The 9,586-nt window shown below is 61.1% G+C and carries 9 protein-coding genes; 6 read left to right on the top strand and 3 right to left on the bottom strand.

Annotated features, from left to right (window positions below; translation table 11 throughout):
- Window positions 1-354: 354 nt before the first annotated feature.
- From sixA to CEC48_RS29755, 3 genes are read right to left on the bottom strand one after another with little or no spacing between them, the layout of a single operon-like run.
- Window positions 355-804 carry a phosphohistidine phosphatase SixA gene (gene sixA / locus CEC48_RS29765; RefSeq protein ID WP_088427086.1) on the bottom strand — a complete coding sequence of 150 codons (450 nt, stop codon included), beginning with the start codon at window positions 802-804 and terminating at the stop codon, window positions 355-357.
- A complete protein-coding gene (locus CEC48_RS29760; protein ID WP_176438805.1) occupies window positions 801-1,151 on the bottom strand; it encodes a DUF4389 domain-containing protein in 351 nt (116 codons plus the stop codon). Before CEC48_RS29760 ends, sixA begins: the two co-directional genes overlap by 4 nt.
- Before the next feature lie 7 nt (window positions 1,152-1,158).
- Window positions 1,159-2,184: an NAD(P)H-dependent glycerol-3-phosphate dehydrogenase gene (locus tag CEC48_RS29755; RefSeq protein WP_088427084.1), complete on the bottom strand. Its 1,026-nt coding sequence runs from the start codon at window positions 2,182-2,184 to the stop codon at window positions 1,159-1,161.
- 195 nt (window positions 2,185-2,379) lie between these two features.
- On the opposite strand from CEC48_RS29755, the gene CEC48_RS29750 reads away from it, so the two are divergent.
- The 6 genes from CEC48_RS29750 to CEC48_RS31695 all read left to right on the top strand — a co-directional run.
- Window positions 2,380-4,512 (top strand): TonB-dependent siderophore receptor, encoded by a 2,133-nt coding sequence (locus tag CEC48_RS29750; protein ID WP_088427083.1) that lies wholly within the window; start codon window positions 2,380-2,382, stop codon window positions 4,510-4,512.
- Window position 4,513: 1 nt separating this feature from the next.
- Window positions 4,514-5,446 (top strand): ABC transporter substrate-binding protein, encoded by a 933-nt coding sequence (locus tag CEC48_RS29745; protein WP_088427082.1) that lies wholly within the window; start codon window positions 4,514-4,516, stop codon window positions 5,444-5,446.
- Window positions 5,443-7,344, top strand: coding sequence for an ATP-binding protein (locus CEC48_RS29740; RefSeq protein ID WP_088427081.1), 1,902 nt, complete (start codon window positions 5,443-5,445; stop codon window positions 7,342-7,344). The genes CEC48_RS29745 and CEC48_RS29740 overlap by 4 nt, the downstream gene beginning before the upstream one ends.
- Window positions 7,345-7,592: 248 nt before the next feature.
- On the top strand, window positions 7,593-8,108 hold the full coding sequence (gene fabA, locus CEC48_RS29735) for a 3-hydroxyacyl-[acyl-carrier-protein] dehydratase FabA (protein ID WP_003210552.1): 516 nt from the start codon (window positions 7,593-7,595) through the stop codon (window positions 8,106-8,108).
- Window positions 8,109-8,119: 11 nt separating this feature from the next.
- On the top strand, window positions 8,120-9,340 hold the full coding sequence (gene fabB, locus CEC48_RS29730; protein WP_088427080.1) for a beta-ketoacyl-ACP synthase I: 1,221 nt from the start codon (window positions 8,120-8,122) through the stop codon (window positions 9,338-9,340).
- A 53-nt stretch (window positions 9,341-9,393) separates the two neighbouring features.
- On the top strand, window positions 9,394-9,586 hold a 193-nt coding region (locus CEC48_RS31695), incomplete at its 3' end, for a hypothetical protein (RefSeq protein ID WP_218192543.1).

Genomic DNA, 9,586 nt, shown 5'->3' with positions numbered 1-9,586 from the left:
TTTCGCTCTGGACCTTGCCCTTGCTTCTAACACTCAGGTCGGCTTTCAGGCCGCCGTGCCCTTGATCTGTTTTTGATCTTGATCTGCGGGCCCCGTTAACCACGATGGCCGCAAGTAGGCACGGTGGGCGGGTAAATCGGCAAGGATGCCGATTTACCCGCGGCGGCCCGCGGAATCGGGCCTTCGTTCCGGCATGCAGAGCCTAAGCGAGGCACCGAGTGGTGGGGCTGACCATACATTTTGGTTACTTTTGGCTGGGCCGGCATTCCGGGCGTTTGCCAAAAGTGACCCGCTGTAAGAGCGGAACCATAAGCAGCCGTGACCGCAGCAACGGATATGTACACAAAACCCCGTCTAAGGATTCCGAACACTCAAAAGACTCATCAACCCCGCCAACGGAAAATCCCCCTCCAGCTCCGCCAAACTCGCCGTACTCATAGGCTGCGGCTGCCGCAAATGCCCATGCTGCAAATAACTGATCAGCCCGCCCACAAACGGCTGATGGCTAACCAGCAACACATCATCGTCATTGTCGAGATGCTTAAGCACCTCCAGCGGATTACTCTCGGGCGTCAACCAAGGCACCGTCCGAATATCCGGCTCAAACCCCAACGCTTCACGCACCAACTGCGCCGTCTGCTGCGCCCGCACATACGGGCTGGCAATAATCGCCCTCACAGGCTGCCCAATCAAATGCCCCGCACTGCGCAAAACCTCCTCACGCCCATGCGCCGTCAAATTGCGCTCAGCATCAGTACGCGCATGCCCCTCGGCCTCACCATGACGCAACACCCACACCTTCATAGCTTCGGCTCCTCATCACGCGCAGGATGTGGCGCCGGCGGCACACTGTGGGCAGCCTCGCCTTCCGGCGCACGCGGCGTCGGCCAATCAGCAAACGGCCAAGGCTTCTGATCACTGTGAAAGCTGCCAAACCGCCCAATCTGCGCCAAAAACTGACTCAAACTGTCACCAAAATTCATCAACCCAAGGTTCGGCGCCCCATACACCAGGCGGTAAACCAGTTGCACCACCACCAATGCCCTCAGCAGAAACTGCGCCACTTGCCACACCAGGGCAAACACCAGCATCCACAGGACACGCAGGCCAATGGACTCATATTTGGGTGCTGCTTTCGGATCGTTCATCACGCGTTCCTCAGTTGAAACCGCTGGTGGAAATAAAGTCGACATCGGTCTTCGGCTCGGCCCGCATCAGCAACTCGATGACCTGGTTCAAGGTGCGCCCCTCAAACAGGATCGCGTGCAACCCCGCGACCAGCGGCATATATACGCCGACTTCCTGGGCCTTGGCCTTCAGCACTTTCAGGGTGTTGACGCCTTCAGCCACTTCGCCCAAACGCGTCACGGCGTCTTCCAGGCTCAGGCCTTGGCCGAGGGCAAAACCTACCTGATAGTTGCGGCTTTTCGGTGACGAGCAGGTAACGATCAAGTCGCCCACACCCGCAAGGCCGAGGAAGGTCATCGGGTTGGCGCCCTGGTTGACCGCAAAGCGCGTCATCTCGGCCAACGCGCGGGTGATCAGCATGCTCTTGGTGTTTTCGCCCATGCCCAGCGCAACCGCCATGCCGGCGATGATCGCGTAGACGTTTTTCAACGCCCCGCCCAACTCGACGCCAAAGCGGTCGGCACTGGCGTACACGCGGAAGGTGCGACCGTGCAGCACTTCCTGCACCCGTTCGCAGAGCTCTTCGTCTTCACTGGCGATCACCGTGGCGGTCAGCGCGTGCTCAGCTACTTCCCGCGCCAGGTTCGGGCCGGACAACACCCCAATACGCGCCTCGGGGGCGATTTCTTCAAGGATTTCACTCATCAACTTGAAGGTATGCGCCTCGATGCCCTTCGTCAGGCTCACCAGCAGCTTGCCCGCCAACCGCTCGGCGTGGGGCGCGAGCACCGAACGCAACGCGCTGGACGGCAGCGCGACAAAGCACAGGTCGCACTCGGTCAGCGTCGCCAGCAAATCAGTCACCGGCTCCACGGCCGGAAGAATCTTGATGCCTTTAAGGTAACGCGGGTTTTCCCGGTTGACCCGCATGGCTTCGGCTTGCTCGGGATCACGCATCCATTGACGTACCCGATGACCGTTTTCAGCCAGCAGATTAGCCACGGCGGTACCAAAACTTCCGCCTCCCAGGACCGCAATAGGGCGCTGTTCAGTCATATGCAATCCGTTAATCCATAGCAGTGGCGATGGCCGCATTATACGGAGCGACCCGCCTGCGGCCAGCCCCTGCGTCAATTCAAACGCTCGTCGGAAAATGCGACATTTGTGCGAAGTAATTACAGGGGCGACGACTGGCAAAAGGCCCCACCTCAGTTAACATGGGCGGCTATCCGTAATTATCAAGGCCGTGCCGTGTATTTGGGCCCTCCTCCTCGCTCATCCTTTTTGCTGACGCTGTTGTGCATGCCGTGGTGCAGTATGCCGTTGCTGGCCGACGATCTGTTCCTCGACAGCCAACCGCTGCCGCAGGTGCTGACCGCTACCCGGCTCAAGCAATCGGCGGCCGCGGTGCCGGGAAGCATGACGGTGATCGACAGCGAGTTGATCAAGGCCAGCGGTGCGCGGGATATCCCAGAACTGCTGCGGCTGGTGCCCGGGATGATGGTCGGCTACACCACAGGCAACCAGGCCGCCGTGAATTATCACGGTACCCAGGCCGGCGATGCCCGGCGCATGCAGGTGCTGATCGATGGCCGCTCGGTCTACCGCGCGGGCCTGGCGACAGTGGACTGGAGCGATATTCCGGTGGCCCTGGAAGACATCGACCGTATCGAAGTCTTCCGCGGCCCCAACACCGTCAGCTACGGCGCCAACGCGCTGATGGCGGTGGTCAACATCCTCACCCGCTCGCCAGCCAACAGCCACGGCACCCGCATGAAACTCACCCAGGGCGGACGCGGGATCAACGACTGGTACGCCAGCCAAGGCATGGGCTGGGAAACCGGCGACCTGCGCCTGTCGCTGTCCGGGCAACAGGACGATGGTTTTGACAGCGACCGCGTGGGCGCCGACCGCCGTGACAGTCGCCGCCTGAGCCGCTTCAGCCTGGCCGTGAGCCAGACCCTGAACGCGCAACAGAGCATCGACTGGCAACTGGACGCCAAGGAAGGCACCAACCAACGCCCATACACCTACCAACCGGTGTTCGACGGGATTACCGAAGGCGGTGACAATTCCGACGTCAGCGCCAAGGATTACGCCGGCTCCCTGCGCTGGAACTTCGACTTCAACCCCGATCACAGCCTGTATATCCAGGGCTCGGCCCAGCAGTGGGATCGGCGGCAGATCTGGCGCGCCTGCGACGCCAAGGTCTCGTTCAGCCCGGAGTTGACCCAGCTGTGGCAGCTCAATCCCAACTATGCCGAGCGGTTGGCCCGGCACATGGACAAATACAGCCAAGGGACCGCGCCCCAGGGCAGCGCCGCCGAACAAGCGCTGGCCAACCAGGTCCTGGATCAATGGCGCAATGGTGCGAACCAGAGCGTCTGCGGCAACATCGACCAAAGCACCAAGGAAAGCCGCTACGACCTGGAGGTGCAGGACACCCTCAGCCTGTCCGACAGCCTGCGCCTGGTCAGCGGCATGAATTACCGCTACGACCGCGCCGACTCCGACACCTACTTCAACGGCACCCTGGACGACACCACCTGGCGCCTGTTCGGCCACCTGGAATGGCGCGCCAGCGAACACTGGCTGCTGCAGGGCGGCGCGATGTACGAAGACACCCACCTGAGCGGCAACTCGCTGACACCCCGGGTGGCGGTCAACTACCTGATCAACCCGCGCCACGGCCTGCGGGCGGTGTATTCCGAAGCCATCCGCTCGCCGGACATGTTCGAGAACAACGTCAACTGGAGCTACCGCGTCACCAACCTCAGCTCACCGGCCTACGGCCAGAATTCCGGGCAATACTTCGTGGTGACCCGCGGCCCGGGCAACCTCGACAAAGAGCTGATGCGCTCCCGGGAACTGGGCTACAACGGCTTTTTTGCCGACATCGGGCTGAACGTGGACGTGAAGCTGTTCTACGACGAAATCAGCGACATGGTCAGCGAGCCGCTGCGCAACAACCAGTACATCGCCAGCAACTCAAACAGCTCGCGCTTTACCGGTACAGAAACCCAGCTCGACTGGCACATGAGCACCGCCGACCGGCTTCGCGTCACCTATGCTTATGTGGATGCCAGCGCCACCAACCCGCTGGACAAGCAGCAAACCGCCCGCAACAGCGGCTCGGCCGGCTGGATGCGTGAATGGGGCCATGGCTGGTCCAGCGCCGTGTTCTACTATGGCGACGACGCGCTCAACCAGTATCGCTTCGAACGGGTCGACCTGCGGGTGGCCAAGCGCATTGCCCTGGGCAAAGCCAACGTGGAGCTGGCCGGCATGTTGCAACAACGGCTCGACAATCAGCCCACCACCTGGCCCGACAACAACTATGACCAGCGCCACGTGCTCTACTTCAGTGCAGAGTTAGAGTTCTAGCATGGACCGCGCCCCGTCACGGATGACCCTCTCCTTTACCGCCCGGCTCTGGCGGCGCTGTGTGTTGCTTGGGGTTTTACTGTTTGCCGCCCCGACATGGTCGGCGGATATCCTGCTGACCGCCGACGAAGACGGCCCTGGCGTACAAGCGTTCGTCCAGGCCTTGGCCCAGCAGCGCCCCGAAGACAGCGTGAAGTTCACCCTGCTCAAAGACCTCCCCGCCCCTGCACACTTGCCGGCCGGCACCCGCCTGATCCTGTTGGACCTGCCCAGCCTCGACTGGCGCCTGCAAGACACCCAGGGCCCGCCGACCCTGGTGCTGCGCATCAGCCGCTTGCAAGCCCGCCAGCGCTTGGGTGACACCTTGCCTGCGAAGATCAGCCTGTTGTGGAGCGACCCGCCACTGGACCGCCAACTGCGCCTGATCATCGGCATCCTGCCCCAGGCCCGGCGCATCGGCGTGCTTTATGGCATCGACAGCGAATTCCTGCTCCGCGAGCTGCGCCAGTACGCAGCGCCCATGGGGCTGGAGATCGTGCCCCAGCTTTGGGACAACACGAATGACAGTCGTCCGCTGCAAAGCCTGTTCAAGCGCAGCGACGTCCTGCTGGGGCTGGATGATCCCCAGCTGTACAACCCGAAAACCGCAAAAAACCTGCTGCTCAGCAGCTATGCCAGGCAATTGCCACTGGTCGGGCCCAACGCCGGGTTCGTCAAGGCCGGCAGCCTGGCCAGTACCTATAGCGATCAAGCCGACTGGCTGAACGTGCTCGACCGGCTACTGGACCATGCGCCGTCCAGTTGGCCGCGCTCGTTGTACCCGGAACGCTTCAAAGTCGTGGGCAACCCACAGGTTGCGCGCTCACTGGGAATCGAACAGGTGGACGAAACCAACGTCGCCGCCCGCCTGGCCGAAGGAGAAAAACGCCCATGACCTTTCGTCGCCGTTGGGACATCAACACCCGCACCCAGCTCATTACCCTGGGCCCGGCACTCCTGCTGACGCTGCTGTTGATCAGCTTCTTTACCTTCGTGCGGATCCAGGACTTGCGCCAGGAACTGGACCACACCGGCCAATTGATCGCCAACCAACTGGCGCCGGCCACCGAATACGGGGTTATTTCCGGCAACAACGACGTGCTCGAAAGCCTGTTGCGCGCCACCCTGGCCACGCCGCATGTGCGCTTCCTGGAGATTCAGGACAGCGCCGAAAACATTCTGGTGTACGTCGAGCAACCGTCCGAGAAGCACGATCGCTCGCTGTCGGTGAAAGTGTTCCAGGCGCCGATTCGCCTGCAACATATCCAGCTGGGCAATGACTTCTTCCAGGACAGCACCGCCGAGCCCAAGGCGCCCCGCGCGGATTACCTGGGCCGGGTGATCGTCGGCATGTCCAACGATGCGTTCAGCCAGCGCCAGCAGGAAATCCTGTTCAAGGCCGGGATTCTCGCGCTGTTCGCCCTGCTGTTTACCTTCCTGCTGGCCCGGCGCCTGGCGGCCAGCCTGTCGCAGCCCATCAGCGCCATGGGCAATGCGGTCAAGGCGATCCAGCAGGGTGATTACCAGACGCCACTGCCCATCGTGGATGACTCGGAGCTGGGCGACCTGTCGCGCCACATCAATAACCTGGCCGACGGCTTGAACCAGGCCAGTCGCGAACAGCACCAGGCCATGGCCCAGTTGATCCAGACCCGCGAAGAAGCTGAACGGGCGAACAATGCCAAGTCGGACTTCCTGGCGATGATGAGCCATGAACTGCGCACGCCGATGAACGGGGTGCTGGGCATGCTGCAACTGCTGGAAACCACCGAAATGACCGATGAGCAGACCGAATACGCGGCGCTGGCCTCGGAGTCCACCGAACACCTGCTGAAAGTGATCAACGACATCCTCGACTTCTCGCGCATCGAGCGTGCGGCCCTGGAGCTGGAGCACATTCCGTTCGACCTGGTGGAGCTGATCAGCAGTTGCACCCAGGCCTTCCAGCATGCAGCCCAGCAACGCGGGCTGGCGCTTGAAGTGCCGATCCCGCAAGGCCTGGACTCGTTGCAAGTGCAGGGCGACCCGACGCGTATCCGGCAGATTCTGGTGAACCTGATCGGCAATGCCCTCAAGTTCACGGAGCACGGCACCGTCACCATCGAACCGCACTGGCAGACGCTGGACCATCAATTGCTGTGGTTCACCTGCACCGTGCGCGACAGCGGGATTGGCATTTCGGCTGAACGCCTGGAATTGATGTTCGATGCATTCCAGCAAGCCGACAGTTCCATTTCAAGACGTTACGGCGGCACCGGGCTCGGCTTGCCTATCGCGCGCACCCTGGCCGAACGCATGGGCGGCACCCTGCGCGCCCAGAGCGAAGAAGGCCAGGGTTCGGTGTTCACCCTGGAAATCCCGCTGGCGATCTACCAGCAGAGCTTGCCTGTGCTCGCGCCGAACGCCGAAGGCAATGCCAGCGCGGGCGAAGGGCGCAACGTGTTGCTGGTGGAAGACAACCCGGTCAATCGCACGGTGGTCGAAGCCATGTTGCGCAGCCTGGGGTTCGAGGTGAGCATTGCCACCGACGGCGCCGAAGCGATTCGCAGTGCCGAGAGCCTGATTTTTACCGCGATCCTGATGGACTGCCGACTGCCGGGCATCGACGGCTACGAGGCCACCCGGCAGATTCGCCAGTTGCCCGGTTGCGCCGACCTGCCGATCATTGCCCTCACCGCCAATGCCTTGCAGGGCGACCGCGAAGCCTGCCTGGCGGCTGGAATGAACGATTACCTGGCAAAGCCGTTCAAACGCACGGATTTGCAGCAAATCCTACAGCGATGGGTGCAGTAACACGGTGCCATCAGCCAACTGCGACTGGCGTGAAAGACGAAAGTGCGGCAGTCTTAGGCACCCGAACGGGCCCGTAAACCGGCCCGGTTTATAATTTCAGTGCACAAGTGTACATTCATGACCTTGACGCTGTGACTTTCACTACAACGCAATAGTCTATGTGTAGGCTGCCGATGTGAGGCATGAACGCCTCAGTCGGCCGGGAAGATTTGCCCTGCCCTGCCGCATGGGATTATTGAGGAGCTCGCATGACCAAACAAAACGCCTTTACTCGGGAAGACCTGCTGCGCTGCAGTCGCGGTGAGCTGTTCGGCCCAGGTAACGCGCAACTGCCCGCCCCGAACATGCTGATGGTGGATCGCATCACCCATATCAGCGAAGAGGGTGGCAAGTACGGCAAAGGTGAATTGGTCGCCGAGCTGGATATCACCCCTGACCTGTGGTTTTTCGCCTGCCATTTCGAAGGCGATCCGGTGATGCCGGGCTGCCTGGGCCTCGACGCCATGTGGCAGCTGGTTGGCTTCTACCTCGGCTGGCAAGGCCTGCCGGGCCGCGGCCGCGCCCTGGGTTCGGGCGAAGTGAAGTTCTTTGGCCAGGTGTTGCCGACCGCCAAGAAAGTCACCTACAACATTCAAATCAAGCGCGTCCTCAAGGGCAAGCTGAACCTGGCCATTGCCGATGGTTCGGTGACTGTCGACGGTCGCGAGATTTATACTGCCGAAGGCCTTCGGGTCGGCGTATTCACTTCCACTGACAACTTTTAAGGGTTATCCGCATGCGCCGCGTCGTTATCACTGGTCTGGGCATCGTTTCGTGCCTGGGCAATGACAAAGAGACCGTCTCCGCTAACCTGCGTGCAAGTCGCCCTGGCATCCGCTTCAACCCGGAATATGCCGAAATGGGTCTGCGTAGCCAGGTTTCCGGCTCCATCGACCTGCCCCTCGAAGAGCTGATCGATCGCAAGATCTATCGCTTCGTCGGCCACGCAGCCGCTTACGCCTACCTGGCCATGAAGGACGCGATCACTGATTCCGGCCTGAGCGAAGACCAGGTGTCCAACGTGCGCACCGGCCTGATCGCCGGTTCCGGTGGCGCGTCGACCTTGAACCAGATGGAAGCGCTGGACATCCTGCGCGAGAAAGGCGTCAAGCGTGTTGGCCCGTACCGCGTCACGCGGACCATGGGCAGCACCGTTTCCGCCTGCCTGGCCACGCCGTTCAAGATCAAGGGCGTGAACTACTCGATCTCCTCCGCTTGCGCCACCAGTGCTCACTGCATCGGTACTGCGGTAGAGCAGATCCAGCTGGGCAAGCAAGACATCGTGTTTGCTGGCGGCGGTGAAGAAGAACATTGGAGCCAGTCGTTCCTGTTCGACGCCATGGGCGCACTGTCGACCCAGTACAACGAAACCCCGGAAAAAGCGTCCCGCGCCTATGACAAGAACCGTGATGGTTTCGTCATTGCCGGCGGTGGCGGCATGGTGGTGGTCGAGGAGCTGGAACACGCCCTGGCCCGTGGTACGAAGATCTACGCGGAAATCGTCGGCTACGGCGCGACTTCCGACGGCTACGACATGGTTGCGCCAAGCGGCGAAGGCGCCATCCGCTGCATGCAGATGGCGATGTCTACCGTTGATACCCCGATCGACTACCTGAACACCCACGGCACTTCGACTCCGGTCGGCGACTCCAAGGAAATGGAAGGCGTGCGTGCGGTATTCGGCGACAAGGCTCCGGCGATCAGCTCTACCAAGAGTCTGTCGGGTCACTCCCTGGGCGCCGCCGGCGTTCACGAAGCGATCTACTGCCTGCTGATGATGGAAGGCAACTTCATGGCAGGTTCTGCCAACATCGAGGAACTGGATCCGGACGTGGCTGACATGCCGATTCTGACCAAGACTCGTGAAGATGCAACCATCAACACTGTGATGAGCAACAGCTTCGGCTTTGGTGGCACTAACGCTACCCTGGTGCTGAAACGCTGGCAGGGTAAGTAAGGCCCGTAGCTTGATCAGCTGAAAACGCCCCGACTGGTTCGGGGCGTTTTTTTTTGGGCCTCGTAAATGGGGTGTATATCCGTTATTTGGGTGATGGCTGGTATTGGTTCCGCTCTTACAGCCATGCCTTTCAAGGTCTTGGTTTAAAATCCCCCAAACAACCCAGTCAGGACGACGAAACTATGTGGGAAAAGGTTCTAGAGCGGTTTGAAAAACAAGCACCGGCCAGTGTCATGACCAAACTGG

It is taken from the genome of Pseudomonas sp. K2I15 (assembly GCF_002204795.1).
Lineage (GTDB): Bacteria > Pseudomonadota > Gammaproteobacteria > Pseudomonadales > Pseudomonadaceae > Aquipseudomonas.
This window is presented reverse-complemented; position numbering and strand designations above follow the sequence as displayed.